Source organism: Pelagibius sp. Alg239-R121, from assembly GCF_947331435.1.
Lineage (GTDB): Bacteria > Pseudomonadota > Alphaproteobacteria > Kiloniellales > Kiloniellaceae > Denitrobaculum.
Genome location: NZ_CAMZOF010000006.1, coordinates 161,056 through 187,371 on the forward strand (window position 1 = coordinate 161,056; position 26,316 = coordinate 187,371).

General features: G+C 58.0%; 22 protein-coding genes. 5 read left to right on the forward strand and 17 right to left on the reverse strand.

The window, feature by feature from the left end; genetic code table 11:
- Positions 1-70: 70 nt before the first annotated feature.
- The 17 genes from QMZ18_RS19800 to QMZ18_RS19880 all read right to left on the reverse strand — a co-directional run bounded on the left by QMZ18_RS19800 (position 71) and on the right by QMZ18_RS19880 (position 18,012).
- Entirely contained in the window at positions 71-724 is a 654-nt protein-coding gene (locus tag QMZ18_RS19800; protein ID WP_282608081.1) for a phosphoribosylanthranilate isomerase, read from the reverse strand.
- Complete coding sequence (locus tag QMZ18_RS19805) at positions 721-1,701, reverse strand: adenosine deaminase (protein WP_322097243.1); 981 nt, start codon at positions 1,699-1,701, stop codon at positions 721-723. The genes QMZ18_RS19800 and QMZ18_RS19805 overlap by 4 nt, the downstream gene beginning before the upstream one ends.
- Positions 1,702-1,703: 2 nt before the next feature.
- Positions 1,704-2,615 (reverse strand): phytanoyl-CoA dioxygenase family protein, encoded by a 912-nt coding sequence (locus QMZ18_RS19810; protein WP_282608082.1) that lies wholly within the window; start codon positions 2,613-2,615, stop codon positions 1,704-1,706.
- Positions 2,612-3,838, reverse strand: a complete 1,227-nt coding sequence (locus tag QMZ18_RS19815; RefSeq protein ID WP_282608083.1) for a phosphopentomutase — start codon at positions 3,836-3,838, stop codon at positions 2,612-2,614. The genes QMZ18_RS19810 and QMZ18_RS19815 overlap by 4 nt, the downstream gene beginning before the upstream one ends.
- Positions 3,835-5,163, reverse strand: coding sequence for a thymidine phosphorylase (gene deoA, locus QMZ18_RS19820; RefSeq protein WP_282608084.1), 1,329 nt, complete (start codon positions 5,161-5,163; stop codon positions 3,835-3,837). Before deoA ends, QMZ18_RS19815 begins: the two co-directional genes overlap by 4 nt.
- A gap of 3 nt (positions 5,164-5,166) precedes the next feature.
- On the reverse strand, positions 5,167-5,934 hold the full coding sequence (deoC, locus tag QMZ18_RS19825) for a deoxyribose-phosphate aldolase (protein ID WP_282608085.1): 768 nt from the start codon (positions 5,932-5,934) through the stop codon (positions 5,167-5,169).
- Positions 5,927-6,736, reverse strand: coding sequence for a purine-nucleoside phosphorylase (locus tag QMZ18_RS19830; RefSeq protein WP_282608086.1), 810 nt, complete (start codon positions 6,734-6,736; stop codon positions 5,927-5,929). The genes deoC and QMZ18_RS19830 overlap by 8 nt, the downstream gene beginning before the upstream one ends.
- A complete protein-coding gene (locus QMZ18_RS19835) occupies positions 6,733-7,125 on the reverse strand; it encodes a cytidine deaminase (RefSeq protein ID WP_322097244.1) in 393 nt (130 codons plus the stop codon). Before QMZ18_RS19835 ends, QMZ18_RS19830 begins: the two co-directional genes overlap by 4 nt.
- A 2-nt stretch (positions 7,126-7,127) precedes the next feature.
- Positions 7,128-8,102 (reverse strand): ABC transporter permease, encoded by a 975-nt coding sequence (locus QMZ18_RS19840; RefSeq protein ID WP_282608087.1) that lies wholly within the window; start codon positions 8,100-8,102, stop codon positions 7,128-7,130.
- Positions 8,103-8,106: 4 nt separating this feature from the next.
- Positions 8,107-9,240, reverse strand: a complete 1,134-nt coding sequence (locus tag QMZ18_RS19845) for an ABC transporter permease (protein WP_282608088.1) — start codon at positions 9,238-9,240, stop codon at positions 8,107-8,109.
- The gene (locus QMZ18_RS19850; protein WP_282608089.1) at positions 9,237-10,811 is read right to left on the reverse strand and encodes an ABC transporter ATP-binding protein; all 1,575 of its coding nucleotides are present in this window, start codon (positions 10,809-10,811) and stop codon (positions 9,237-9,239) included. The genes QMZ18_RS19845 and QMZ18_RS19850 overlap by 4 nt, the downstream gene beginning before the upstream one ends.
- 142 nt (positions 10,812-10,953) lie before the next feature.
- Positions 10,954-11,949 carry a BMP family protein gene (locus tag QMZ18_RS19855; protein ID WP_282608090.1) on the reverse strand — a complete coding sequence of 332 codons (996 nt, stop codon included), beginning with the start codon at positions 11,947-11,949 and terminating at the stop codon, positions 10,954-10,956.
- Positions 11,950-12,242: 293 nt separating this feature from the next.
- On the reverse strand, positions 12,243-13,253 hold the full coding sequence (locus QMZ18_RS19860; RefSeq protein WP_282608091.1) for a peptide ABC transporter ATP-binding protein: 1,011 nt from the start codon (positions 13,251-13,253) through the stop codon (positions 12,243-12,245).
- Positions 13,250-14,281 (reverse strand): ABC transporter ATP-binding protein, encoded by a 1,032-nt coding sequence (locus tag QMZ18_RS19865; protein ID WP_282608092.1) that lies wholly within the window; start codon positions 14,279-14,281, stop codon positions 13,250-13,252. Before QMZ18_RS19865 ends, QMZ18_RS19860 begins: the two co-directional genes overlap by 4 nt.
- A gap of 2 nt (positions 14,282-14,283) precedes the next feature.
- Positions 14,284-15,204 carry an ABC transporter permease subunit gene (locus QMZ18_RS19870; RefSeq protein ID WP_322097255.1) on the reverse strand — a complete coding sequence of 307 codons (921 nt, stop codon included), beginning with the start codon at positions 15,202-15,204 and terminating at the stop codon, positions 14,284-14,286.
- 22 nt (positions 15,205-15,226) lie between these two features.
- On the reverse strand, positions 15,227-16,237 hold the full coding sequence (locus QMZ18_RS19875) for an ABC transporter permease subunit (protein ID WP_282608094.1): 1,011 nt from the start codon (positions 16,235-16,237) through the stop codon (positions 15,227-15,229).
- Positions 16,238-16,422: 185 nt separating this feature from the next.
- Positions 16,423-18,012: an ABC transporter substrate-binding protein gene (locus QMZ18_RS19880; RefSeq protein ID WP_282608095.1), complete on the reverse strand. Its 1,590-nt coding sequence runs from the start codon at positions 18,010-18,012 to the stop codon at positions 16,423-16,425.
- Between the two features lie 643 nt (positions 18,013-18,655).
- Between QMZ18_RS19880 and QMZ18_RS19885 the strand changes: the two genes are divergently transcribed.
- The 5 genes from QMZ18_RS19885 (at position 18,656) to QMZ18_RS19905 (ending at position 26,315) form a co-directional block, all read left to right on the forward strand.
- Positions 18,656-20,140: a sigma-54 dependent transcriptional regulator gene (locus QMZ18_RS19885; protein ID WP_282608096.1), complete on the forward strand. Its 1,485-nt coding sequence runs from the start codon at positions 18,656-18,658 to the stop codon at positions 20,138-20,140.
- A 424-nt stretch (positions 20,141-20,564) separates the two neighbouring features.
- Positions 20,565-22,265, forward strand: a complete 1,701-nt coding sequence (locus tag QMZ18_RS19890; RefSeq protein ID WP_282608097.1) for a long-chain fatty acid--CoA ligase — start codon at positions 20,565-20,567, stop codon at positions 22,263-22,265.
- A gap of 128 nt (positions 22,266-22,393) precedes the next feature.
- A complete protein-coding gene (locus tag QMZ18_RS19895; RefSeq protein ID WP_282608098.1) occupies positions 22,394-22,840 on the forward strand; it encodes a MerR family DNA-binding transcriptional regulator in 447 nt (148 codons plus the stop codon).
- A gap of 2 nt (positions 22,841-22,842) precedes the next feature.
- The gene (locus tag QMZ18_RS19900) at positions 22,843-23,985 is read left to right on the forward strand and encodes a thiolase family protein (protein ID WP_282608099.1); all 1,143 of its coding nucleotides are present in this window, start codon (positions 22,843-22,845) and stop codon (positions 23,983-23,985) included.
- Complete coding sequence (locus tag QMZ18_RS19905; protein WP_282608100.1) at positions 23,982-26,315, forward strand: 3-hydroxyacyl-CoA dehydrogenase/enoyl-CoA hydratase family protein; 2,334 nt, start codon at positions 23,982-23,984, stop codon at positions 26,313-26,315. Before QMZ18_RS19900 ends, QMZ18_RS19905 begins: the two co-directional genes overlap by 4 nt.
- Position 26,316 lies beyond the last annotated feature (1 nt).

Genomic DNA, 26,316 nt, shown 5'->3' on the forward strand with positions numbered 1-26,316 from the left:
GTCATGATCGTTTTCGACGAAAACAACTGCCAGGATCATCGTGCAACATGCGCAATGAGAAAAAGATGCTTTAAGCGGCACGCACGGCATCAAAGAAATCGCGCAACTTGTCCGCATCCAGTGTGTTGTCGGTCCTGACCGAGCTGCAGAGGTCCAGCCCGTAGGGACTGACTTCGCGGATGGCATTGGCGACGTTCGAGCTGCGCAGACCGCCGGCCAGAAATACCGGACAAGTGGCCTCTTCGACGATACGTCGGCTGAGGCTCCAGTCATGCACGCGTCCGGTGCCACCCAGTTCTTTGACTTGAAGCGCTGGGTTTCCGGAATCCAACAGCAAAGCGTCGACGTGCCGTGCGAGGGAACAGGCCTCGGTGACGCTGTCGTCATTGATCACATGGATCACCTGAACAATCTTCAGGGACGGCAGCTCTTTTCGCAGCTTTCCGTAAACGCCGGGCGCGACCGCATCGACCAGTTGAACCGTATTGGTCCGGCAATTTCGGACGTGCTCGACAATGGCGTCGGCATCGATCCTGCTGGTCAGCAGGAAACTTGCGACGGGTGGTGGAATCCTGGAGGCGATTTCGGCGATCAATTCATCATCGATGACGCCGGGTCCGCTCGGCATTTCCGCCACGAGGCCGAGCGCTGAAGCGCCTTGCAGAATGGCGAGTCGGGCTTCTTCGAGGGAGGAAATGCAGCAGATTTTTACCCGTGGCGTCACGCGACAACCTTTTGGCGCAGGTTTTCTCGGGTCTCCTCGTCCACGAAGGCTGCCTCGATGGCGGTCAAGGTAACTTCGCGCAAAGACGCGTCGTCGAAGCCGAATACCGCCGATGCGCGATCATATTCCCGGCCAATTGTGGTGTCGAAGTAGGGCGGATCGTCGGAATTCAATGTGATGCGGCAGCCGGCTGCGCGCAGCTCCAAAAGCGGGTGGTCGCTATAGCTGCCGTACACTCCGGTGGCGATGTTGCTGCCTGGGCAGACTTCCAGGACGATCCCCCGGTCAGCCAGTTCGCGCACCAGTTCCGGATCTTCCATCGCACGGACCCCGTGGCCGAGCCGTTGTACCGGAAGTGCCTCCAGGGCAGCGCGCACGCTTTGTGCGCCGGCAACCTCGCCGGCATGGACGGTGCAGGGAAGGCCTGTGGCATGAACGATCCCGAACGCAGGCGCGAAATCGCGCGGCTCGAAGGCGTTTTCGTCACCGCCCATACCGAAACCCGTAACCAGCTTGTGCGGATTTGCCACAACTTGGCGGGCAACTTCGACACCACGCTCGGGGCCCAGGTGACGTACGCAAGTGACAATGATCCGGCCTTCAATTCCGGACTCACTGCGGGCATCCTCGATCCCGGCGGCGATACCTTCCAGATGATCGGTGTAAGACATGCCCACGGCGGCAGCGTGATCGGGCGAGGACATGACCTCAACGTAGATCGCACCCTCGGCGGCACAGTCCATCAGATACTGATAAGTAACGTCGCGATAGTCTTCCGGTGTGCGGATGACCGAGCTTGCAATGTCGTAGACCTTGAGGAAATGCAGGAAGTCGTCCCAAGCGAAATTGCCGTCTGCATCAAAGGTCTCAGCCGGTAACGTGACTGCATGCCGTGCCGCCAGTTTACGCACCAGGTCGGGCGAAGCCGCTCCTTCAAGATGACAATGCAATTCGGCTTTAGGCACCATGGTGATCATCGCTAAAATCCCCGCAGAGGCAGGGCAGGATCGCGTTGCAGCCAATTGTCATCGAGATAGCGGCAGGTGCCGTCGATGATGTGAAGCGTATAGGCCTGGCGCGAAACCGGTGATCTATTGGGTCCGCTGAGGTGCGGAAGCTGGCCGTGCAGCACGATCAGAGACCCCTTTTTCGCTTCGAGAGGTACAGCCTCTTCTGCGGACCAGGGTGTCGGGTCCAGCACTTCGGTTGCGAATGCACCCTCCTTGCGATGAAAGCGCTTGCGGATCGGATCCTTGTGACGTCCCGGCAGCGCCCAGAGACAGCCGTTGTTGAGGGTCGCATCCTCGAGGGCGAACCAGAGGCCGATGACGCTCAGTGGATCCGTCGTCAGAAAGGTCGAATCCTGATGGCACACGACTTCACCGCCAATATTGGGCTGCTTGAAGATGTACATGGATTGCAGCAGCAATGCTTCGGCAATCCCGACATCGCTGACCAACCGGGCCAGAGCCGGGGTGCGAGAAAAACCGTCGAATACGGGATCCAGGTCATGCATGGCATGCCCGAACTTATTGATGGAGAGTGCTTTGTCCTGGTTCAGCGCGCCGGTTTCGTCGAAGGCGTCCTCCTCGAAGAAGAAGCGGATCTTGTCGCCTGACTCAGCGAAGTAGCTGTCGCGCGTATGGGCCAGAGACGTGGTTGAAAAGATCGAGGCCACGTCGTCCGGCGTGAAGTCTTCCACCAGTTCCGCCGCGCGGGTCATCAGGGCATTACAGCGCTCGGCAGGGACAAAGTCTTCAATCAAGAGGTAACCGTCTTCATTGAAGGCGGCGTTCATCTCGCTGTCCAAGCCGGCTGCTGCTTCATACGCTGCCATCTGGAAACGGCGTGGGCATTGACCGGAGGTGGTTTGAGAGGAGGGCAGGGTCATGCGGCTAGAAAGTCCGTTCCATGGTCCAGCGGGGCAATGCCCAGGTGTCTGGCGAGCGTCTGGCCGATATCGGCAAAGGTGGAGCGGCGTCCGAGGGAGCCGGGCTGAATATCCGGTCCGAACGCCAGGACAGGAACATGCTCTCGGGTGTGGTCGCTGCCCGGCCAGGTCGGGTCGCAGCCGTGGTCCGCCGTGATAACGGCAAGATCTCCCGGACGCAGCAGAGATTCGAAGTTCGGGAGCAAGCGGTCAAAATCTTCCAGGGCCGTTGCATAGCCGGCAACATCTCGGCGATGTCCGAAGAGCGTATCAAAGTCGACGAAGTTCGTGAATACGAGCGAGCCTTCTGGTGCCGTTCTGGTCTCGGCCAGAGTTGCTTCGAAGAGCGCGTCGTTGCCGTTGGCCTTGACGGTTTTGGTCATCCCACGATGTGCAAAGATGTCGGCAATCTTGCCGATGGCGATGACTTCGGCGCCTTCGTTCTTCAGCCGGTCGAGCAGGGTGGCCGATGGCGGCGGTGTGGTGAGATCGCGTCGATTGCCCGTACGCTGGAACGAGGCTGCGTCTTCACCCACAAAGGGGCGCGCAATGACCCGGCCGATGTTGTAGTCGTCGACCAGTTCTTTCGCGATGCGGCAGAGTTCGTAAAGACGCTCCAGGCCGAAGTGAGTTTCGTGCGCCGCGACCTGAAAGACGGAATCTGCCGAGGTGTAGACAATCGGCTTGCCGCTGCGGATGTGCTCTTCGCCCAATTCAGCGATGATCTCGGTTCCCGATGCGTGGCAATTTCCCAAAACGCCGGATAGATTGCAGCGCGCAATCAAAGCGTCAGTCAGGGCCGCAGGAAATGTGGGTGTCTCCTTGGGGAAAAAGCCCCAGTCGTATTCGACCGGAACACCGGCCATCTCCCAATGACCGCTTGGAGTGTCTTTGCCGAAACTGCGCTCGGCAGCGTGTCCATAGGCGCCGGTAATGTGATCCGGTTTGGCGAAACCCGCCGGCGGCTGTCCTGCGCTTTCCTCTGCCGCTAGGCCAAGACCGAGTCTTGCAAGGTTGGGTAGCCGCAAGGGGCCTTGCCGGCCGTTTGCGACATCGGCTTTACCCTCATCGCAGGCCTGCGCGATGTGCCCGAGCGTATTTGCGCCTTGATCGCCAAAGGTCGGTGCGTCCGCGGTGGCGCCAAGGCCGAATGAATCCATCACGAGAATGAAGGCGCGCGTCATTCCGCTTCCTCCGTAATGCGCTCATACACGCTATTCGTTGCTTCGGGAGGCTTGTCTTCAATGCGCATGGCATTGCGAAGGTCGGCTGCTGCTGCCTGGGCCGTCGTCTCATCCTTTGCGAAGACATGGGCGAGCGGTCGTTCGCTGCCGACTTCAGCACCAAGCGAAGCGATCTCCGTAAATCCGACGGCGTGATCAATAGTGTCGCTGGCACGACGTCTTCCACCCCCCAGCGCGACGACGGCAACACCGACGGCGCGGGTGTCTATTTCCGTCACGAACCCGGAAACTTCCGGATATACCGCCTGGGTGACCGGCGCCCTTGGCAGATGATCGTCTGAACGTTCCAGGAAATCGGCGGGCCCACCAAGCGCAGCGACCATCTTGCCGAAGATCTCGGCTGCCCGTCCGCTGTCCAAGGCTTGGCGCAACCGGGTTGCCGCGTCGTCCTGGCTTGTTGCAAGACCACCGAGCACCAGCATTTCGGAACAAAGCGCCATAACCACCTCGTCAAGCCGGATATCGCGACGCCGACCTGTAAGGTAATCCAAGGTCTCCGCGACTTCCACAGCATTTCCAGCGGAATGACCCAATACCTGGTTCATGTCGGTGATCAGCGCCGTGGTCGCCATGCCAGCGCCGTTTGCGACGGCAACAATGCTTTCTGCCAGCGAGCGCGCCATCTTGGTGGAGGCGGCAAAGGCACCGCTGCCGGTTTTGACGTCCATCACCAGACCGTCGAGGCCGGCGGCCAGCTTCTTGGACAGAATTGATGCGGTGATCAGTGGAATCGATTCCACGGTCGCGGTGACGTCGCGGATACCGTAGAAACGCTTATCTGCCGGGGCGAGGTCTGCGGTCTGGCCAATGACGGCGCAACCCACATCTCGTACTGCGTCGCGGAATCGTTCGATGCTCGGTGCGGTATCGTACCCGGGGATCGCGTCGAACTTATCTAAGGTTCCACCGGTGTGACCCAGGCCGCGCCCGGAGATCATTGGTACATGCCCGCCACAGGCCGCGACCATCGGCGCCAACATCAAGCTGACCTTGTCGCCGACACCGCCGGTCGAGTGCTTGTCCAGAACCGGACCTGAGAATCCGGCATCCCCCCAGTCCAGGACCCGGCCAGACTGAGTCATGCCGCGGGTCAGTGCCACCCGTTCTTCCATGGTCATACCCTGGAAGAAGACAGCCATGGCGAAAGCAGCTACCTGTCCTTCGCTGATGCTGTCGTCGGCGATGCCGCGCACCATAAAGGAGATTTCCTCTTCGCTTAGGGCCTCGCCGTCTCGCTTCCGCCGTATGATTTCCTGCGGCAGCATGGCTCAATAGCTTTCTTTGGAAGGGGCCGAAGCATCGCCGCGGAGGACTGCTAACAGGTCGTTTAAGAGACCGCTGGCGCCGAAGCGGAAGTTTCCGGGAGCCGCCCAACCGGTGCCGAGGATCTTATCGCTTAACGCCAGATAGTCGGCCGCGTCGCTGGTCGAACGAATTCCTCCAGCCGCCTTGAAGCCTGTCGTGCCGCCGGTTTCCTTGATGGCGTTTAACATGGCTTCGGCTGCGGGCAGGGTCGCGGAAATCTCGACTTTGCCAGTCGAGGTCTTGATGAAATCCGCTCCGGCCTCGATGGCATCCAAACTCGCAGCCGAGATGTTTTCCGCTGTCTCGAGACGGCCAGTTTCCAGAATGACTTTCAGTAATGCGCTGTCGCCGCAGGCAGCTTTACAGGCGGTTATCAGTTCGCGGGCGAGTGCACGGTCACCGGCAAGCCAGGCGTTGTAGGGCATGACTACGTCAACCTCGTCGCCCCCGTCGGCGACGATTGCCGCCGTTTCCTCGACAGCCCTTCCAACATCGGTGGCGCCGGCCGGAAAGTTTGCGACCGCGGCCACCGCGACACCGCTTCCAGAAAGCAATTTCTTGGCGTGGGGGACGAATTGCGGCCAAACACAAACCGCTGCCGTATGGCCGAAATCGGAAACGGCGCGTTTGCAAAGCTCCGTGACATCGGCTTCGCTATCGCCATCGTTTAAACTGGTAAGATCCAGCAGCGTCAGCGCTTTCTGCGCGACGGTGGTCACATCGTCAGTCATTGGCTTGTCCTTCAAAGAACGCGATCGCCAGCTTTTTGAAGTCCTGCGCCGCGAGCGCGGCTTTCTCCATGGTCTGCGCATGGCTGAGAGGCATGTCGTCGAGTCCTGCGCCATAATTTGTGATGATGGAGAGCGCCGCGACCTTGAGCCCCAGATGCCGGGCCAGAATCACTTCGGGCACGGTTGACATGCCGACGGCATCGGCGCCCAGGATCTTGGCGGCGCGGATTTCAGCAGGGGTCTCGAAGTTGGGGCCGGAAAACCACATGTAAACGCCTTCATTCAGGGTCACACCCTGCTGTCGTGCGGACTCATGTAGCTGAGCACGATAGTCCGGGCTGTAGGCGTCGATGAGGTCGACGAAACGGGTGGGGGCGGCTTCGCCGATCAAGGGAGACGTGCCTGCGAAATTTATGTGGTCCGTAATCAGCATCAGACTGCCCGGGCCGGCGCCCTTGACCAGACTGCCGGCGGCGTTGGTCAACAGCAGAGACTTGCAGCCCGCTGCCTGTAAAGACCGAATGGGCCCCTTCATTGCGTCTGCCTTGCCGGCCTCATAATAATGGGCGCGACCCTGCATCATGGCAATGGAAACACCCCCAAGACGCCCTAGCACCAACTGGCCTTCATGGCCTTGAACCGTTGGTTTCGGGAAGCCTGGCAGATCGGCATAGGGGATGTGTTTGGCGTCTTCGACTGCATCGGCCAAGGCGCCCAGTCCGGATCCCAAAACCATACCGAAGGTGGGCGGGGTATCGCCGGCAGCCTCAAGGATGATTTCAGCCGCGTTTTTCGTACTCATTTCAGGTTCTCCGGTCCGAACGACAGGGGCAAAAGCTCGTCGAGTGTGGTTGTCTTACGAAGCCCTTCGGGCCCGCAAACGTGAATCGCGGTCGCGCCGGCCGCGAACTCACGAATTTTCTGCCGGCAGCCGCCGCAGGGGGTCACCAACGCGTCGCCTTTCCCCATAACACAGACTTCGCTCAGACGCCGGACACCGGCATTGACCATCGCTGCGATGGCAGAAGCTTCGGCGCAGAGACCTTCGGGATAGGCCGCATTCTCGACGTTGCAGCCGCTGTAAATCTCTCCATTGTCGGCACGAACGGCAGCGCCCACGGCGAACCCGGAGTAGGGGGCGTAAGCCCGACTCATCGCATCACGCGCCGCCGCGATCAGGTCTTCAGTCACGTTTATCTCTCTTTTACGTAGGGTATTCCACTGGCTTTGGGAGCCACGGCCTTGCCGATAAATCCGGCGAGCAGGATCACCGTTAGGATATAGGGAAGCGCCTGAATGAGTTGAACCGGAATCTCTCCGACAACCGGCATTTTCACGCCCTGAATTCGGTTCGCCACGGCATCCAGGAAACCAAAAAGAAGACAAGCCAACATGGCCGGTACCGGACGCCACTTCCCGAAGATCATCGCGGCGAGGGCAATGAAACCCTGTCCGGCGGTCATGTTTTTGACAAAAGCGGCGTTCTGCGCTGTCGAAAGGTAGGTGCCTGCGATACCACAGAGCAGGCCGCAACACATCATAGCCTGGTACCGAAGTGCCGTGACGGAAATACCGGCCGTATCCACGGCAGATGGATTTTCGCCCACTGCCCGCAGGCGCAAGCCGAAACGTGTGCGGTATACGACCCACCAGGTCAGGGGGACTGCCAGATAGGCGACGTAGACGAGCAGGTTATGCCCGCTGATGATCTCGCTGTAGAGGGCACCGATGACAGGTACGCCTGTCAGGGCCTCGGCACCTGGCCAAATGAGGGGGCTGAAGCGTGCGTCGTTGGTGAGTGCCGGTGTCTGCCCGCCGCGCGAGAACCAGGCAATACCCAATGTTACGGTCAGCCCGGCGACCAATATGTTGATGGCAACGCCGCTGACCACTTGATTGCCCCGGTGGGTAATACAGGCAAACCCATGAACCAGAGCAAGAACAACCGAGATGCCGATTCCGCCGAGCAACCCCATCCAGGCTGAATTCATGACATAGGCTGCCGAGGCGGCAGCAAAGGCGCTGGCCAGCATCTTGCCTTCCAGGCCGATATCGATGACGCCCGAACGCTCGGCGTAGAGTCCGGCAAGAGATGCGAGCACCAGTGGTGTGGCCACGCGGATCGTGGCGTCGAGGGTGGAGACCAGAAGTACGAAAAACTCATCCATCGCCTTAGCCCTCCGCCGCAGATGCGCGCCGGGCGGCGGCCGATGCCAGGATAAAGTAAATCCGTTCCACGGTTGGCTTAATCATCAGGGCGAGGGCACCGCTGAAGAGAATCACCAGTCCCTGAACCACTTCGACCATCTCTCTTGTGACCTTCGGCATGTCGAAGGAGAGCTCGGCGCCGCCTTGATAGAGCGTGCCGAATAGCAGGCTGGCGAAGATGATGCCGACGGGGTGATTGCGGCCCATCAGTGAGACGGCGATGCCCGCGAAACCATATCCGAGCTGGAAGTTCAGCAGCAGCCGGTGATGTACGCCCAAAACCTCATTCAGGCCGACGAAGCCGGCGAGACCACCAGAGACGCACATTGCCAGGATAACGATCTTTTTCGGATTGATTCCGGCATAGACGGCGGCAGTTTCGTTAAAACCCACTGTCCGGATCTCGTAACCCCATCGGGTTCGCCAGATGAAACCCCAGATCAGAACGCAGCAGACCAGGGCCCAAAAAATCGAGAGGTTCAGGGGCGACCGGGTAATCTCCACACCGAACCAGGCGAATGCCTCATGCATGAACGGCAGCCAGGCAGATTGCGCGAACTCCCGGCTTTCGGGAGACATCTGACCCGGTTGGATCAGGACGTTGACCAGCAGATAGACCATCAGCGCAGAAGCGATGAAATTGAACATGATGGTCGTGATGACGATGTGGCTGCCGCGGTATGCCTGCAGGTAGGCGGGGATATAGGCCCAGGCCGCACCGAACAAGGCTGAGGCCGCAATGGAGATCGGTAATATCAGAATGAACGGCAGACTGTTGTCGAACAGCAGCAAAGCAAGCCCAACGCCGAGACCGCCAATGTAAGCTTGGCCTTCACCGCCGATATTGAAAAGGCCGGCGTGAAAGGCGACGGCAACCGCCAGGCCGGTGAAGATGAAGTTTGTGGTGTAATAGAGGGTGTAGCCGATACCCTCTTCAGTGCCGAAGGCACCCCATATCAGGATCCGCACGGCTTCGATCGGATCCTCGCCGATCAGCAGAATAATCAGGCCAGACGCCAGAAATGCCAGCAGGATGTTGATGAAGGGAATGAGACCAACGTCGACCCAGCGTGGCACTGTACCGGAAATCACTCTCATAGTTCGGCTCCCGTACTTGCCGGCGCTGTTCCTGAAGCGGGAGCCGCTTCCTGGGCGTCCGGCGCGGCGTTGGCCATCATCAGCCCGAGCAAGCGTTCGTCGGCGTCTTTGGGGGCGACTTCGCCGACGATCCGGCCTTCAAACATCACCAGGATGCGATCGCTCAGCGACATAATTTCTTCGAGTTCGACAGAGACCATCAGGACTGCGGCACCTGCGTCTCGCATGCTCACCAAATTCTTGTGAATGTACTCGATTGCACCGATGTCCACACCACGCGTCGGCTGTCCGACAAGCAGCACATCGGGTTTACGGGCCATTTCCCGCGCCAGTACGATCTTCTGTTGGTTGCCGCCTGAAAAATTGGCGGACTTTAGGCTGGGTGTTGGAGGCCGGACATCGAACGCCGCCATTTTTCCGGCGCAATCCTCCACGATCGCCTTGCGGTCCATGAGAATGGAGCCGTTATAGGCTTTATTCCTGTGGTAGCCGAGAATGGCCGATTCGTCGGCGGTAAAGGCCGTCACCAGCCCCATGCGATGACGGTCTTCCGGCACATGCGCGACCCCGAGATCGCGAAACTCGCGGGCGTCCAGGTGAGATTCGCGCGTTATCACAGTGCCATTGAGTTCGATCCGGCCCTTACTCGGGGCGACGATTCCAGAAAGCGCCTCAAGCAATTCGCTTTGCCCATTGCCCGAAACGCCGGCAATGCCAACGATCTCACCGCGGCGCACTGTCAGACTGACGTTATCAAGCCTGGGCACCCCATCGCTGTCGATGACCGAAAGGCCTTCGACTTTTAGGGCCGTCTCGCCGACCTGGGCTTCGTATTTGTCGACCTTTAGCAACACTTTGCGGCCGACCATCAATTCAGCCAGCTCTTCCTTACTGGTTTCGCTGGTTGTCCGGTGAGCAACCATTTCGCCGCCGCGCATGACGGAGACACCGTCGGTAACGGCCATGATTTCCTGGAGTTTGTGGGTGATGAGGATGACCGTCACGCCCTGGTCCTTCAGGGCCTTCAGGATCCTGAAGAGTTGGTCCGTCTCCTGCGGCGTCAAAACACCGGTCGGCTCATCGAGAATCAGGATTTCGGCACCCCGGTAGAGCGCCTTGAGAATCTCTACCCGCTGCTGCAAGCCAACCGGCAATTCACCCGCGAGCGCGTCAACCGGTACGTCGAGACCGTATTCACGCTCCAGCCGTTCGAGCTCTTCGCGGGCTGTATCGATGCCCTTGTCCAGCAGCGCGCCGCCTTCGGCGCCCAGCATGACGTTTTCCAGCACCGTAAAGGGATCGACCAGCATGAAATGCTGGTGGACCATGCCTATTCCGGCAGCGATCGCTTCGTGCGACCCGCGTATTTTGGTGGCTTGGCCGTTGATCAGGATGTCGCCGCTGTCGGCTTCGTAAAAGCCGTAGAGGATCGACATCAAGGTCGATTTGCCGGCACCGTTTTCGCCGATGATGCCGTGGATCGTGCCCTTGTCGATAGCGAGCGCAACGTTCTTGTTGGCGTGGACAGGGCCGAAAGACTTATTGATTCCCCGGAGTTCGATCGCGGTCATAGATGAGCCAATCGTTGAGCCGGAAGATAGACGGAACTAATTTCCGTCTATCTTCCTGGTGCTTTCCGAACGACGGTTTCGCGCGCTTCGACTTCTCCACAACGATGTGGGAGAGGCAGTTACAGCGCAAAAGACACGTCGATTAGTAGCTGCAGCTATTGTCCGACATATAGTCGTGGACAGTGATGGTGCCGGCAATGATGTCAGCCTTCACCTTGTCGACCATGGCCTGCATCTCTGGAGTGATCAGACCTTTGTTGTGCTCATCAAGAGCCCAGTCGATGCCGCCTTCGGCAAGGCCGAGGACCTGAATGCCTGGTTTCCAGGTGCCGTCCTGCGCCCCTTTGAAGGCATTGTAGGCGGCAACGTCAACCCGCTTCAGCATTGAGGTAAGCATGGTGCCCGGATGCAGGTAATTCTGGTTGGAATCAACACCGATGGCCAGCTTGCCGCTGTCCTTGGCGGCCTGATAGACACCGATGCCGGTTCCGCCGGCTGCTGCATATACGACGTCGACACCCCGGTCGAACTGGCTCTTTGCAAGCTCGCCACCCTTGGAAGGATCGTTCCAGGCCGCAGGTGTCGTACCCGTCATGTTCTGAATGACTTCGGTGCTCGCACCGGCGTGTTTAGCGCCTTGCTCGTAACCGCAGGCGAAGCGGCGAATCAAAGGAATGTCCATGCCCCCGACGAAGCCGACCTTACCGCTCTGTGACGCGGCGGCAGCCAGTGCACCTACCAGGAAAGAACCTTCCTGCTCTTTAAAGACGACCGACTGCACGTTAGGCAGATCGACGACCATGTCGATGATGGTGAAGCGCGTGTCCGGAAACTCCTTGGCGACCTTTTCCATCGCCGGGCCCTGTGCGAAACCGACACCGACAACCGGGTCTGCGCCGCGCTGTGCCATTTTGCGAAGGGCCTGTTCACGCTGGGTTTCGTTCGTAACCTCGAACTCGCGATAGCTAATTCCGGTTTCGGCCTTGAACTTTTCGACGCCGTTATAGACGCCTTCGTTGAACGATTTATCAAACTTTCCGCCCATGTCGAAGACCACGGCGGGTTTCACGTCAGCCGCGCTGGCGCTGGCGGCGGACAGAATTATTGCTGCTGATGCGGCAAGTAAAATCTGTTTCATTCGGAAGCCTCGTTTCCCTGTCATATCGGAGGTTGCAGTCTATTGTTATCCATTCAGCCGACTTTGTCGCGGCTGTTCTGGCGTTCGATCGTTTTCCCCGGTTCAGAAAAAATCGTAAATCAGCTTCTGGATTATATTAGTGGAGCGCGAATCACGTTCCTGATTGATTTACCTGGGATCGATTTATCCTTGATGATCGACATTTCTTGTCCATCTGGTCAAGTTTTATATGTAGAACACAAACGTTTATTAGTGAAGTGATCAGGAAACAGCCCTCGGAGATTTTTTCGATGTCAGGCCGCAGTTTGATCCTGGTTGATCGTGTCTGCAAAATGGCAGGCAACCTTTTGCCGGGGGAAGTCGGTGAGTTCCGGCCGTTCCGTGCTGCAGCGTGCTTCGGCAAAGGGGCAGCGCTGATGAAATGCGCAGCCCGAGGGCGGATTGATAGGCGACGGCAGTTCGCCCTTCAGCTTGATGCGCTCGACTCTGTGGCGTGGATCAACGGCCGGCGTACTGGCGAGAAGCGCCTTGGTATAGGGATGCATCGGGTTTTGGAAAATCGCATCTCTCGGTCCGTGTTCGACCGGACGGCCGAGATACATCACCATCACTTCGTCCGCGATGTGGCGCACGACACTGAGATCATGCGAGATAAAAAGATAGGCGAGGTTGAATTCCTCCTGCAGGTCCATCAACAAATTGAGAACCTGGGCCTGGATTGAAACATCGAGTGCGGATACCGGTTCGTCAGCGACCAGGATACGAGGCTGCAACATCAGTGCCCGGGCCACCGCGATGCGCTGCCGCTGACCGCCGGAAAACATATGTGGGTAGCGATTGTAGTGTTCGCGCCGCAGACCAACCTTGGTCAGCATCTCAAGCGCACGTTCTTTGCGTTCGGCCGCCGAGGCATCGCTGTTGATCACCATCGGCTCTTCCAGAATCGTCCCGATCTTTTTCCGCGGATTGAGCGAGCCGTAGGGATCCTGAAATACGATCTGAACGTCCTGCCGCAGACGTTTCATCTCTTCACTGCTGGCATGGGCGACGTCGGCACCGTCGATGAGCAGTTCACCGGCCGTCGGTGTTTCGATCAGGGTCGCAACTCGGGCGAGGGTAGACTTGCCGCAGCCGGATTCCCCGACCACAGCCAGGGTCTTACCGGCCTGGAGGTTGAAACTTGCGCTCGCCAGCGCCTTGACGGTCTTTGGTTTGCTGAAAAACCCTCCACCAATGTCGTAATGACGGGCAAGCGACCTGGCTTCGAGGACGCTTTGAGAGTCGTGGTGCAACTGTTCGCTCATGCCGTGCCTCCTGGCGCTGTGCCGCCTGTTTCATCGGCTGCCGACGCGCTGGACGATCCGGGAACCGATACAGGCAGTGGAAAATGACAGCGCACGAAGCCGGTGTGATCGGACGCCAGTTTAGGGGTCCGGTGTTGGCACTCATGCTGCATAAAACGGCAGCGTGGATTGAAGAGGCAACCATCCGGCCGGTCGCCGGCACCCGGTACCACGCCGGGAATGGTCGAAAGGCGCGATCCCTCGACACTGCGCTCCGGCAAGGCATCGAGAAGGGCGGAGGTGTATGGATGCCTGGGGCCTTCAAATAGGTCTTCGACACTTCGGACCTCAACCTGTTGCCCGGCGTACATGACCGTCACTCTTTGCGCGGTCTCTGCGACCACACCCATGTCGTGCGTGATAAGCACCATCGACATGCCGCGATCCCGTTGAAGGCTGCGCAGCAGGTCCAGGATTTGCGCCTGGATGGTCACATCGAGCGCTGTGGTGGGCTCGTCTGCGATCAGGAGGCGTGGGTTGCAGGAGATCGCCATCGCGATCATCACCCGTTGACTCATGCCGCCTGATAGCTGATGCGGAAACGCGTTAAGTCGCGATTCCGGAGCGGGAATTCCGACCTGCTCCAACAGTTCGATCGCCCTCCGCCGGCGCTCGGGCCGCGGCAGTCCCTCATGCACCTTCAAAGATTCCATGATTTGGAAGCCGACAGTGAAACAGGGGTTGAGGCTGGTCATCGGCTCCTGGAAGATCATGGCAATGTCCTTGCCGATGATCTCGCGGCGTTGTTTCGCCGAAATCTGCAAAAGGTCAGTTCCGTCGAAGCTCAATCGATCAGCCGTCACCGTTGCGGTTGGTGGCAGTAATCCCATCAGGGCCAGCATTGTGACCGATTTGCCTGACCCGGATTCGCCGACGACGCCGACCAGTTCACCAGACTGAATATCGAGATTAATGCCGTCGACGGCGCGGAAAGGGCCATGAGCGGTCTGGAATTCGACGGCGAGGTCGCGGATTTCAAGCAGTGCCATGGTCAGCTCCGCTTCAACTTGGGATCAAGGGCATCGCGTAAGCCGTCGCCCATCAAATTAAAGGCCAGCACCGAAATCAGGATTGCAAGTCCGGGGAAGGTCACGACCCACCAGGCGCGCAGAATGAAATCGCGGGCCTCTGAGAGCATGGTGCCCCATTCCGGAGTCGGCGGTTGTGCGCCCATTCCCAGAAACCCGAGCGCCGCCGCATCGAGAATGGCGGTCGAAAAGCTGAGGGTCGCCTGGACGATCAAGGGGGCCATGCAGTTCGGCAGTACGGTGATGTACATCAGCCGGAAGATTCCCGCACCGTTGACCCTGCTGGCGGTCACGTAATCTTTTGATAGTTCCGACATGACAGCCGCGCGGGTCAACCGCACGAAATGCGGCTGCAGCACGATGGCGATGGCGATCATGGCGTTGGTCAGGCTTGGCCCGAGAATCGCGACAAGCACCAGTGCCATCAACAGGCTGGGAAACGCGAGGATCATGTCCATCAGGCGGAGGATGATGGTGCCGATGAAGCCCGGGAAAAAACCCGCAATCAGGCCCAGGGACACGCCCAGAGTGAGAGAGATCGAGACAACGATTACGCCCACAAAGAGCGATTCCCGCGAACCGTAGATCAGGCGCGAGAGGAGGTCTCGACCGACAGCGTCCGTGCCGAGCACGAAAGACCAGCTTCCACCTTCCTGCCAAGCCGGCGGTTGCAGCAAGTGATCGCGATACTGCTCGCTGGGCAAATGTGGTGCGACGACGTCGGCAGCCAGTGCGATCACAATCAAGAACAGCACGACGAAGAAACCGGCTACCGCGCCTTTGTTCTCGCTGAAATAATGCCAGAACTCCCGAACAGGATGAATTGGCGCGGCTTCCGGTGTGGCCGAAGGACTCCCGGAGGGGTCTTGCGGGTTCGCGGACATATCTGTGGTTACGGCCATGGGATTACCTGGCGTGTCTGATTCGAGGATTAATGAGGCCGTACAGCAGGTCGACAATCAGATTGACCACCATAACGATTGCAGCGATCAGCATGAGGCCGCCTTGGACCGAGGGGTAGTCACGGCGGAAGATCGAGTCGACCATCCACTTCCCAATACCCGGCCAGGCGAAAATTGTTTCGGTCAGGATCGCGCCTGCCAGCAGCACTCCGACCTGCAGACCGATCACGGTGATCACCGGTATCAGGGCATTGCGGAGTGCGTGCAGTCCGACCACGCGTCCTGGCGGCAGGCCCTTGGCTCGCGCTGTGCGCACGTAGTCTTCGCTCAAGACCTCCAACATGGCGGAGCGGGTCTGGCGCGCAATGACGGCGAGTGGGATGGTTCCCAGCACGATTGCGGGCAGAATTAAGTGACTCAACGCTGAGGAAAAGGCGCCTTCTTCATCCGACAGCAGGGTGTCGATCAGCATGAAACCAGTGACCGGCTCGAAGTAATACAAAACCGAAATTCGCCCCGATACCGGTGTCCAGCCGAGGATCCCCGAGAAGAAGATGATCAACAGCAGACCCCACCAGAAGATGGGCATGGAAAAGCCGGTCAGGGAGATCCCCATAACCGTGTGGTCGAAAACGCTGCCGCGCTTGACGCCCGCGACGATACCGGCGGGCAGGCCGATGACAATGGCGAAGACAATGGCAAAGAGCGCGAGTTCGAGCGTTGCGGGGAACAGCGAGAAGAATTCGTCGAAGATCGGTTTCTTCGTGACGATCGAGGCCCCGAGATCGCCTTCGAGCAGCTTACCCATGAAAACCAGATACTGCTCCCAGATGGGTTTGTCGAAACCGAATTGCGCCATCAACTGCGCGTGCCGCTCAGGCTCGATGCCACGCTCGCCGGCCATGAGTTCAATGGGGTCGCCTGGAAGAAGCCGAATGAAGGAGAAAGAGATGATTGTCACGCCGATGAAAGTCGGCAAGAGCAATCCGATACGGGTCAATATGAATTTAAGCATTGGTCCACCTAGAGCGCGTGGGTTCTTGAGTTAAAACAATCAAGAACATGTTTCGCCCTCTGACCTACAGACCGGGAGACTGATCCGATTTTGCTCTAACGCAAAGCAAACCGATCAACCTCTGAGGAAACTTCGGGAGGGGCCAGCGCCCCTCCCGAAATTCTGCCTACAGGCGTTCCCGAATTTTACTTCAGGTCGACGCCGTAGAAAATGTGACCGCCAAGCGGGTGGACACGGAAGTCGACGACTTCATTGCGGACCGGCATGAAGACGACCGAATGCGCGATGGTCACCCAGGGAGCTTCCTCCTTGAAGACCAGCTGTGCTTCTTCGTACAGACGTGTGCGCTCTGCCGTATCGGCGGTCTGCTTGGCTTGCTTCAGCAGATCGTCGAATGGCTTGTGGCACCAGCGTGCGCGGTTGGCACCGGAAGCGGCGTCGCAACCCAGTAGGACATAAAGGAAGTTGTCCGGATCGCCATTGTCACCTGTCCAGCCCAGCAGCACGGTTTCGTGCTCGCCTGCCTTGGAGCGCTTGAGGTACTCACCCCACTCGAAGGTGACGATCTCAGCTTCGACGCCGACCTTGGCCCAGTCCGCCTGGATCAGTTCAGCCATCCGACGCGCATTGGGGTTATAGGGACGTTGTACCGGCATGGCCCAGATGTTGGTCTTCAGGCCTGATACACCGGCTTCGGCGAGCAATGCCTTAGCCTTCTCGGGGTCGTAAGCGTAGTCCTTGGTGGACTCGTTATAGGACCAGATTGTCGGTGGGATCGGGTTTTTCGCGATCTTGCCGGCGCCCTGGAACACAGCATCGATGATCGCCTGCTTGTCGATCGCCATGTTGAGAGCCTGACGGACCCGCTTGTCGGTGAAGGGGGCTTTTTCCGTGTTGAAAGCGAGGTAGCCGACGTTCAGGCCTTCTTGCTCCAGAAGGTTGACGTCGCTGTCGCTTTTCATGGCTTCGATGTCAGCCGGGTTCGGGTAAGGCATGACATGGCATTCGCCAGCTTTCAGCTTCTGATAACGTACCGAAGCGTCCGGCGTGATGGAGAAAATCAGAGTGTCGAGTTCGGACTTGCCGGCCCAGTAGCCATCGTTGGCCTTATAGCGGATGACCGCGTCTTTTTGGTACTGTTGAAGCTGGAAGGGGCCGGTTCCGACTGGTGCCAGATCGACCTGCTCAGGCGTACCTGCCTTTAACATCTGGTCCGCGTATTCCGCAGACATGATCGATGCAAAGTCCATTGCCAGATTGGCGACGAAGGGGGCTTCCGGCTTGCTGAGAACGAACTTGACCGTGTAGTCGTCGATCTTTTCCACCGTCTCAATGATATCCGGCATGCTCATGCCTTCGAAGTACTCGTAGGAGCCTCCGGAAACCTTGTGATACGGGTGGTCTTTATTGCCTTGGCGTTCGAAGCTGAAGATCACGTCGTCGGCATTGAAATCCCGGCTGGGCGTGAATGCTTTGGTGGTGTGAAACTTAACGCCTTTGCGCAGCTTGAAAGTATACTGCAGGCCGTCGTCGGAAGCCGTCCAGGATTCAGCCAGACCCGGAATAACAGTGGTCGATCCACGTTCAAACTCGACTAGGCGATTGAAGATTGGATGCGATGAGGCATCGAAGGTGGTTCCCGCTGTATAAAGCGCTGGGTTAAAGCCTTCAGGGCTGCCTTCCGAACAATAGACCAGTGTTTTGGCACCGGCAGAAGCTCCAAAGGCAACACTTGCGGCAATCGCAACGGATGCCATCCATAGTTGGCGTCTCATGATTTAATTCCCTGCTGTTTAGGTCTGTATTCTCGCCTACTCTTGGTGAGTTGGGTAGGCGTATGGGGCATCAAGCTAGGCGCTTGAGATGCCTCTCGTCAACGGCATTTCTGGAACCCGAGCATGGTCGGTCGGGTGCGCCCACGCTTTGTGCAAGCCCCTGCAATGTCCCACTTTCGGCCGCTGGAGCACGGGGATAAACGCTAACATCATGAGTTGATTGATTCATTTTGGATCCAATATCCTATCATGATTTTGTCTGTTATCGATCACAGGCGTAGCGGGGAGGGGGGGCAAAAAAAAATGAACGAAACCCCGGTTGGATGCGCCACAGAATAAAAGCTGTGCGACCTTCCACCTACTATTGTATGCGGGGCTCAAAAGGAGTCGTTCGCGCGTTAGGAGGATGCAGTGGTTTAAACGGTCTTATATGCCATATTACGGGAAATGCTTTGCGTATTTTTACGTACTGGTAGTGGTCAGTGAAGTACCATATGTAAAGTTCCAGTATCGATCGCTTTCGATTACGCTGGTGTGCGGTTCTGAATCATGGTGAAAAGACCGCTGAACCAACAGATTGTCGACCAAAGAGCGTTTTTAGTAATTATGGCCCGATGCACCGCGCCGAGGACTATGTGAAGTCATGTTGCGCAGTAATTTGATACCTGCGGAGGTTAAGCCGCTAAAGGTTCTCCTGGTCGAGGACAATCTTTCTCTTGCGAAGCTCTACGTGAGTTTTCTGCAGGCCGAGCCGGTGATTTTAAACCATGTCGCCAATGGCGAGGATGCAATAGAGGCTATTAAAAGCGATCAGCCCTCGGTCGTCGTGCTTGATCTGCAGCTACCTGACATGAATGGGATCGAGATCCTGAACTGGATTCAGGACGATGGGATCGACACTGCCGTCATCGTGGTCACTGCCGATGGTTCCTTATCCACTGCGGTCGAGGCAATGAAGGCCGGGGCGCTGGATTTTCTGGTCAAGCCTTTCAATCAGGAACGCCTGCTCGTCACTCTCCGCAATGCGCTCGAGCGTCAGCGGCTCTCGGCAATCGTCGAAAAGGTCAAGGGCGGTTATCCGCGTGAATCCTATTGCGGCTTCATCGGCGCGTCCGTTTCCATGCAAGCGGTTTACCAGGTGATAGATTCGGCTGCCCAGAGTAAGGCGACTGTCTTCATCACCGGTGAGAGCGGCACCGGCAAAGAAGTCTGTGCCCAGGCGCTCCATGACTTGTCTCCCCGCAAGGACAGTGCCTTCGTGCCGATAAACTGCGCCGCCATTCCAAAGGAGTTGATGGAGAGCGCGATTTTCGGTCACGTCAAAGGCGCATTCACCGGTGCAACTCAACATCAGCATGGTGCAGCTAAGCGGGCTGACGGCGGGACTCTATTTCTTGACGAAATTTGCGAAATGGATGCGGATCTGCAGACCAAGCTTCTGCGCTTCATTCAAACCGGTAGTTTCGAGCCGGTCGGCAGTCCCAAAACCGAAGCGGTGGATGTGCGCTTCATCTGCGCGACAAATCGGGATCCATGGGTGGAAGTTCAATCCGGGCGGTTTCGCGAGGACCTCTATTATCGGCTTCATGTCATTCCGGTCCAATTGCCGCCGCTGCGCGAACGCGACGATGATATCCTGACCCTGGTGCGTCATTACATCGGCATCTATGCGGAAGAAGAAGGTAAGGCCTTTAAGGATGCTTCCGACGAGGCGGCGCAGGTGTTACTGAACTACTCCTGGCCAGGCAACATTCGCGAGCTGCAAAACGTTATCCGCAACGCGGTTGTGCTTTACGATGCCGAACTGGTGGAGCCGGCGATGCTGCCGGCGAAGATTGCGCAAATGGGGGCCTTTCGAACCTCGCCCGCTGTAAAAAATCTGTCCCTGCCGCGGTCCAGCGACAGGGTCTCTCCGATGGACGAAATGACTCTGTCGGAGCGGATTGTCCCGCTCTGGCAGCTGGAGAAAGAAGCCACCGAGCAGGCGATAGAACTCTGCGGCGGCAACATCGCAAAAGCGGCCGCCTATCTGGGAATTTCTCCGTCGACAATCTATCGCAAGCGAGTCGCGTGGGAAGCTCACGAATCGGCCGCTGCCGCTCAATCCGCGTCACGCGGGCATCAATAATCCAACGCTGCGGTATTTTTACCGACTCAAGTCAATTTAGGCTTGATCGGACACTTCTCATAACAATCTGATATTAAATAAAGAATCGCAACGGCGATAGATTTCGTTTAACGCTAAGTTCACGTATGCGTTAAGTTCTTGACGTATTCGATTGAATGAACTCTATTCGTGATTAAGTCGTCACGGCAAGAGCAGTGGTCGACATAGAGTGGAATACAGCGTCAGGTTGTTGTAATAATTGCGTCGTGCTTCACGTTAATAGTGAAAGGCCGTTAGGGCCGGATCACGATAAGGAGGAGCCATTGGGACTGTCTGTATCAAAGTTTCCGGTGTTGGCAATTTTGGACGCCTCCGGCGTTGAAGCGGCTCTTGAAGAAATAACTCCGGACCGGATCGCGGTTCTTTGTGTTTTAGGAGGGCGGTCGTGACGACACTGTCAGAAACGGCGATGCCCTGGGCGGCCAAATATCCACCGGACATCGACTGGCATACAAAGGTCTCGGACGAACCGATGCCGGCGGTGCTGGACCGGCAGGCGGCGAAAGACGGCAGCCGGAACTGCATAAATTTCCTCGGCCGGATCTCCAGCTATGGTGAGGTCGCGAAGTTTTCTGACCGCATGGCGAAGGGCCTGCAGGCACTCGGTGTCGGTAAAGGTGACCGGGTTGGCTTGTTTCTGCCGAATACGCCTTATGCCGTTATTGCTTTTTACGGTGTCCTGAAAGCAGGCGGCATCGTGGTGAACTTCAATCCGCTTTATGCGGACGAGGAAGTTCGAAAACAGATCGACGACTCTGGCGTCAAGATCATGATCACGCTCGATCTCAAGATGATGCTGCCAAAGCTGCAGCGGATGTTGGGACGGCCGCCGCTGGAAAAGATTGTGGTTTGTTCAATGTCGGCGGCGCTGCCCTTTCCGCAGTCTCAGCTGTTTCGTGTCTTTAAGCGTAGCGAGATTGCTTCGGTCCCTAATGACGATCAGGTCGTCAGCTACGAATCCGTGACCGAAAACGACGGCGACTACGTTCGGCCCGAGATCGATTCGCGTAAAGATATTGCGGTTCTGCAGTATACCGGCGGGACGACCGGCCTTCCCAAGGGTGCAATGCTCACCCACGCAAACATCGCGATCAATGCGCGCCAGGTTTCACTCTGGGATGGGGAGCCGTCGGACTATCAGGAACGGGTTCTTGGTGTTTTGCCGCTTTTCCACGTCTTCGCGATGACGGTTGTCATGAATGCGTCAATTGTCGTGGGTGCTGAAATGATTCTTTTACCCAGATTTGACGTCATCACGACCTTGAAGACTATTCAAAAGAACAAGCCGACCCAGTTCCCCGGCGTGCCGACTCTGTTCAACGCCATCGATCAGGAACCCACAGCGGATAAGTACGATCTGTCGTCCATCAACATCTGCATCTCCGGTGGCGCCCCGCTGCCGGTCAAGATCAAACAGGCTTTTGAGAATAGGACCGGATGCAAGTTAGTTGAAGGTTACGGCTTAAGCGAGTGTTCGCCCGTTGCCGCCTGCAATCCGGTCGAGGGACTGAACAAGGAGGGCGGTATCGGACTGCCGCTTCCGGAGACGAAGATTGAGATCCGCGCCCTCGACGACCCGGACAAGATCATGCCGTCAGGTGAAAGCGGAGAGGTTTGTGTGGTCGGGCCGCAGGTCATGGCCGGTTATTGGAACCGGCCGGACGAAACTGCGCGCACTATTCGAAACGACCGTCTGCATACCGGCGATATTGGTTATATGGACGAAGACGGTTTCACCTTCATCATTGACCGCTTGAAGGATATGATCATCTGCAGCGGCTACAACGTTTATCCGCGCACGATCGAAGAAGCGATCTATCGCCATCCTGCGGTTGCCGAGGTGACGGTTGTGGGAATTCCCGATGACTATCGGGGCGAGGCACCAAAAGCTTTCATCCGTCTCAAGGATGACCACGACCTCGAAGTCGACGACCTCAAGGCCTTCCTAAAAGACAAGATTTCTCCGATCGAGATGCCGCAGGAAGTCGAGTTCCGTGACGAATTGCCCAAGACCATGATCGGAAAGCTCTCAAAAAAGGAACTGGTGGCCGAAGAGCATCAGAAACGTGCAGTGCCTGCATCATGAACGGCAGAGCATCATGAACGGCGGCATTGCGAAATGCGGCGCCGCAAAAGTGGTAACCGAAGGGACGCTTGTCAGCGGCCATTGGAATCGCTTCCGCCCGAGATAGGTTAAAGACGGATGTTCGCTCTATGACCAAACTCTTGACCGTGACTGAACTGGCCCGCGAACTGGGTGTTACCGCCCGTGCGATCCGATTCTACGAAGACAAGGGGCTGATCTCACCGCAGCGAGTGGGAAATCGACGGGTCTACAGCAACCGGGACCGAGGACGCCTGGTGCTGATTCTGCGCGGCAAGCGTCTCGGTTTTTCTCTACGCGAAATTCGCGAATGGCTGGAGCTCTACGACGCCGGGTCCGATCAGCTTGAACAGATGAAGCGGTTGCTGGCCCTGACCCAGGATCGCCTGGCGACACTTGAATCACAGTACGACGATCTCGAAGCAACCATCGAGGAACTGCGCGAGATTGAAGCAGAGGTTTTGGAACACCTGAAGGCCAACAAGGGTGCAATTGGAACCGCAGCGGATGCGGACTCGCCAAACGACCCCTTACGCCCAAGACGCAAGAGGAAATGAAGATGCATAAGAACGTGGTTATCGCGGGTTACGCCCGCTCACCATTTCACTTCGCGAAAAAGGGCGACTTGAAGCGTGTGCGACCCGACGAGTTGGCCGGACAGGTGGTCAGAGGGTTGGTCGAGAAGAGCGGTGTCGAACCGAATGATATCGAAGACCTGATCGTGGGTTGCGCCTTTCCGGAAGCTGACCAGGGCTTCAATGTTGCCCGGCTGATCGGCTTCCTCGCTGATCTGCCCCGCTCGGTCGCCGGGACGACGGTCAACCGCTTTTGCGGATCTTCCATGCAGTCGATCCATATGGCCGCCGGCGCGATCCAGATGAACGCCGGCGAGGCCTTTATCTGTGCCGGCGTGGAATCCATGAGCCGCGTACCTATGTCAGGCTTTAATCCGATGATCCACCCGGCGCTCGCTGAGAACTACCCTCAGGCCTACATGCCCATGGGTGAGACCGCTGAAAATGTTGCCTCCAAGTATGATATTTCGCGGGACCGCCAGGAGGAGCTGGCAGTCGACAGTCATCGCAAGGCTGCCGAAGCGCAGCGTGAAGGCAGACTGAGCGACGAAATCATCCCGATTGTTCAGGGCAATCACACCGTGGACAGCGACGGCTGCGTGCGGCCGGACACCAGTGCCGAGACTCTCTCCGGCCTCAAGCCCGCATTCCGGGCGGACGGGATCGTTACGGCGGGAACTTCTTCGCCGCTGACCGATGGCGCGTCCGCCGTTTTGGTCACCTCCGAAGATTATGCCAAAGCCAACGGCCTGAAGGTCATCTCGCGCATCAAGTCAGTTGCAGTGGCCGGCTGTCTGCCGGAGATCATGGGCATCGGACCGGTTGGCGCGACCAAGAAGGCGCTGGAGCGGGCGGGCGTCACCATCGACGATATCGACGTGATCGAGTTGAACGAGGCCTTTTCCTCTCAGGCACTGGCCTGCGTCCAGGACCTTGGCATCGATCTGTCCAAGGTAAACATCGACGGTGGGGCGCTGGCTATCGGTCATCCTCTCGGTGCCACCGGCGCGCGGATCACCGGTAAGGCGGGCCAGATCATGCAGCGCGAGGGCAAAGGCCTGGCTCTGGCCACACAGTGCATCGGCGGCGGGCAGGGGATCGCCACTATTCTGGAGAATGCCGCATGACCATCGAAAAGGTTGCTGTTATTGGTGCCGGCGTGATGGGAGCCGGCATTGCGGCTCACGTTGCGAACGCCGGAATTCCAGTCATGCTGCTGGATATTGTTCCCGAAGGCGCCAAGGACCGGAATGCTATCGCTGCCGGTGCGGTCAAGAAGATGCTGAAGGCTGATCCAGCCCCCTTCATGTCCAAGCGAACCGCCAAACTCGTGACGCCCGGCAATATCGAAGACCATCTCTCGGACATTGCCGATTGCGACTGGATTGTCGAGGTCGTCATAGAGCGTCTGGATATCAAACATGCGCTCTATGAGAAGATTCAGGCCGTGCGCAAGCCTGGCTCCATCGTCACTTCCAATACCTCGACACTGCCTTTGGCGAAACTGATCGAGGGAATGGGCGAGGACTTCGCGAAGGATTTCGCGATCACGCACTTCTTCAATCCGCCGCGTTACATGCGCCTGTTGGAAATCGTCGCCGGTGAAGCGACGCGGCCCGATGCAGTTGCCGCCTTGAACGATTTCGCCGATCGCCGGCTGGGCAAAGGTGTCGTCCTTTGCAATGACACACCGGGATTCATTGCCAACCGGATCGGCACCTTCTGGATTCAGTGCGCGCTGGTCGAAGCGATGGATCGCAAGCTGCCGATCGAGGAAGTCGATGCGGTGATGGGTAGGCCGCTTGGCATTCCCAAGACCGGCGTGTTTGGCTTGATGGATCTGGTCGGAATCGACCTGATGCCGCATGTCGATAAGGGGCTGGGCGATAACTTACCGGATAGCGATGCTTATCAGGAGCTGCGCCGCGAACTGCCGCTGATCGAAAAGATGATTGCCGATGGTTACACCGGCCGCAAAGGCAAGGGCGGGTTCTATCGTCTGAATAAAGAGGGCGGTAAAAGAGTCAAAGAAGCGATCGATCTGTCTGACGGTACCTATGCGCCGGCCAAGAAAGCCTCGCTCGCATCTGTCTCCGCGAGCCGTAAAGGTGGACTGAAAGCCCTTATTTCCCACGATGATCGCGGCGGCGCTTACGCTTGGGCCGTGATGTCGAAGATCCTGGCTTATGCGGCGGCGCTGGTGCCCGAGATCGCGGACGATGTTCCTGCCATCGATCGGGCCATGAAGCTTGGCTACAACTGGAAATTCGGCCCTTTCGAGCTTATCGACAAATTGGGTGCAGGCGACTTCGCTGCGCGTTTGAAGGACGAAGGCCGCGATGTTCCGCCACTGTTGGAAAAGGCATCTGCCGCGGGTGGCTTCTACCGGGTTGAGGACGGAAAACTTCAGTTCCTGGGAGCCGATGGTGCCTATGCGGACCTGCAGCGTCCGGATGGCGTTCTTCTGCTGGAGGATATCAAACGTGCCGGCGAGCCGGTCGCCAAGAATGGATCCGCCAGCCTCTGGGACATTGGCGATGGTGTTGCCTGTCTGGAGTTCCATACCAAGCTGAATACCTTCGATCCTGAAATGCTGAAGATGGTCGGCAAGGCAGTTGCGCACGTGCCGAACAAGGGCTTTAAGGCGCTGGTGATTTACAACGAAGCGAGCAACTTCTCTGCCGGTGCCAATTTGGGCCTGGCGCTCTTTGCCGCGAACACCGCCATGTGGCCGTTGGTCGAGGAAATGGTCGAGCAGGGCCAAAAGGCGTTTCTTGCATTGAAGCGTGCACCCTTTCCCGTGGTCGGGGCGCCCTCTGGTATGGCGCTCGGCGGTGGTTGCGAAGTTCTGCTCAGCTCGGACGCCATTCAGGCACATGCGGAAAGTTATATCGGTCTGGTCGAGGTTGGTGTCGGGATTGTGCCCGGCTGGGGCGGCTGCAAGGAAATGCTGCTGCGTCTGGCTGCCGATCCCAAACGGCCGCGCGGACCGATGCCTCCGGTATCGGCGTCGTTCGAAACCATTGGCACTGCGAAGGTTGCGAAGTCAGCCTTTGAGGCCAAGGAATTCGGTTTTCTGAAGGCAAGTGACGGTATCACCTTCAACCGTGAGCGCCTGCTTGCGGATGCCAAGGCCAAGGCGTTGGCGCTGGTCGAGGGCTATGAGGCACCGGAAGCCGCCATACTTACGCTGCCCGGACCTTCTGGCGCTGCTGCGCTCCGGCTCGCGTTGAAGGACCTGACCGCGCGCGGACTGGCGACGCCACACGATCAGATCGTCGCGGGTGGTCTGGTCGAGGTGCTGACCGGCGGGGTTGAAGCGGACATCACAGAACCGGTATCCGAAGAAGCCGTGCTCAAGCTCGAGCGCGAGACCTTCATGAACTTGATCAAGACCAATGGCACGCTGTCACGCATGGAGCACATGATCGAAACCGGCAAGCCGCTGCGAAACTAAG

Coding starts and splice junctions, on each gene's coding strand:
- QMZ18_RS19805 (WP_322097243.1), bottom strand. CDS start 1,701: ATGATCACCATGGTGCCTAAAGCCGAATTGCATTGTCATCTTGAAGGA.
- QMZ18_RS19810 (WP_282608082.1), bottom strand. CDS start 2,615: ATGACCCTGCCCTCCTCTCAAACCACCTCCGGTCAATGCCCACGCCGT.
- QMZ18_RS19815 (WP_282608083.1), bottom strand. CDS start 3,838: ATGACGCGCGCCTTCATTCTCGTGATGGATTCATTCGGCCTTGGCGCC.
- deoA (WP_282608084.1), bottom strand. CDS start 5,163: ATGCTGCCGCAGGAAATCATACGGCGGAAGCGAGACGGCGAGGCCCTA.
- deoC (WP_282608085.1), bottom strand. CDS start 5,934: ATGACTGACGATGTGACCACCGTCGCGCAGAAAGCGCTGACGCTGCTG.
- QMZ18_RS19830 (WP_282608086.1), bottom strand. CDS start 6,736: ATGAGTACGAAAAACGCGGCTGAAATCATCCTTGAGGCTGCCGGCGAT.
- QMZ18_RS19840 (WP_282608087.1), bottom strand. CDS start 8,102: ATGGATGAGTTTTTCGTACTTCTGGTCTCCACCCTCGACGCCACGATC.
- QMZ18_RS19845 (WP_282608088.1), bottom strand. CDS start 9,240: ATGAGAGTGATTTCCGGTACAGTGCCACGCTGGGTCGACGTTGGTCTC.
- QMZ18_RS19850 (WP_282608089.1), bottom strand. CDS start 10,811: ATGACCGCGATCGAACTCCGGGGAATCAATAAGTCTTTCGGCCCTGTC.
- QMZ18_RS19855 (WP_282608090.1), bottom strand. CDS start 11,949: ATGAAACAGATTTTACTTGCCGCATCAGCAGCAATAATTCTGTCCGCC.
- QMZ18_RS19860 (WP_282608091.1), bottom strand. CDS start 13,253: ATGAGCGAACAGTTGCACCACGACTCTCAAAGCGTCCTCGAAGCCAGG.
- QMZ18_RS19865 (WP_282608092.1), bottom strand. CDS start 14,281: ATGGCACTGCTTGAAATCCGCGACCTCGCCGTCGAATTCCAGACCGCT.
- QMZ18_RS19870 (WP_322097255.1), bottom strand. CDS start 15,204: ATGTCCGCGAACCCGCAAGACCCCTCCGGGAGTCCTTCGGCCACACCG.
- QMZ18_RS19875 (WP_282608094.1), bottom strand. CDS start 16,237: ATGCTTAAATTCATATTGACCCGTATCGGATTGCTCTTGCCGACTTTC.
- QMZ18_RS19880 (WP_282608095.1), bottom strand. CDS start 18,012: ATGAGACGCCAACTATGGATGGCATCCGTTGCGATTGCCGCAAGTGTT.
- QMZ18_RS19885 (WP_282608096.1), top strand. CDS start 18,656: ATGTTGCGCAGTAATTTGATACCTGCGGAGGTTAAGCCGCTAAAGGTT.
- QMZ18_RS19895 (WP_282608098.1), top strand. CDS start 22,394: ATGACCAAACTCTTGACCGTGACTGAACTGGCCCGCGAACTGGGTGTT.
- QMZ18_RS19900 (WP_282608099.1), top strand. CDS start 22,843: ATGCATAAGAACGTGGTTATCGCGGGTTACGCCCGCTCACCATTTCAC.
- QMZ18_RS19905 (WP_282608100.1), top strand. CDS start 23,982: ATGACCATCGAAAAGGTTGCTGTTATTGGTGCCGGCGTGATGGGAGCC.